The following is a 954-nucleotide window of genomic DNA, read 5'->3' as shown; positions in this document are numbered from 1 at the left end:
GGCTTCGCGGGGGGAAGGGCGCGACCGGCCCGATGCGTGCGAGGGCCGTGCTGGTGGTCGCGCAGGTCGCGCTGGCGCTCGTGCCGCTGGTGGGCGCGGGCCTGATGCTGCGCACGCTCCATGCGCTGCATGCCGTGGCGCCGGGCTTCGACCCGCGAGGCGTCAGCGCGATGGACCTGTCATTCCCCCGCGAGGCCTACGGGAGGGATGACACCCGCCGACGGCAGGTGAGTACGGAGCTGCTGGCGCGGGTGCGGGCGTTGCCGTCGGTGCAGTCCGCGGGACTGGCCAGCACGCTGCCGCTGTGGAACCGCAACGGCTTCAGCGCGGTGGTGCTGCCCGGTGAGACGGAGGCGGAGGCCCAGGCGCGCGAAGCGGTCAACTTCCGCGCGGTGAGCGACGGCTACTTCGCCACGCTGCGCATCCCACTGAAGGAGGGTCGCGACGTGAACGCCACGGACGGCGCGGGCGCGGCGCCGGTGATGGTGGTCAACGAGACCTTCGCGCGGCGCTTCCTTTCAAAGGGCTCCGCGTTGGGCCAGCGCGCACGACTGACGCTCGACGGCGAGCCGTTCCGGGAGGTGGTGGGCGTGGTGGGAGACGTGCACCACGCGAGCCTCGCGGAGGAGCCGCGCGCGGAGGTGTACCTGCCCATGGATCAATTCGAGGGCCTGTTCATGGTCGTCGCCGTCCGCGCCACCCGGGACTCACAGGCGCTGCTGCCCGCGCTGCGCGAACAGCTTCGCGCGGTGGATCCAAGCCTGCCGCTGGTCCAGGTGCGCGACCTGGAGGCCGTGGTGGAGGAGAGCCTGGGCCGCACGCGGGTGATGGGCGGCCTGCTCACGGCCATGGCGGTGCTCGCGCTGACGCTGGCGGGCGTGGGGCTGTACGGCGTGCTGGCGTACACGGTGAGCCAGCGCACGCGCGAGCTGGGCATCCGCATGGCGCTGGGCG

At 73.1% G+C, this 954-nt stretch carries 1 protein-coding gene; it reads left to right on the top strand.

What is annotated here, in order from left to right:
• Positions 1-32: 32 nt before the first annotated feature.
• Positions 33-954, top strand: a 922-nt coding sequence (locus tag D7Y15_RS43640) for an ABC transporter permease (protein ID WP_233605334.1), incomplete at its 3' end; no start/stop codon positions are given.

Origin of the sequence: Corallococcus sp. AB030, from assembly GCF_003668965.1 — a bacterium.
Taxonomy (GTDB): Bacteria; Myxococcota; Myxococcia; order Myxococcales; family Myxococcaceae; genus Corallococcus; species Corallococcus exiguus.
Note: the sequence above shows the minus strand (reverse complement) of the source record. Positions and strands in the feature narration are given on the sequence as shown.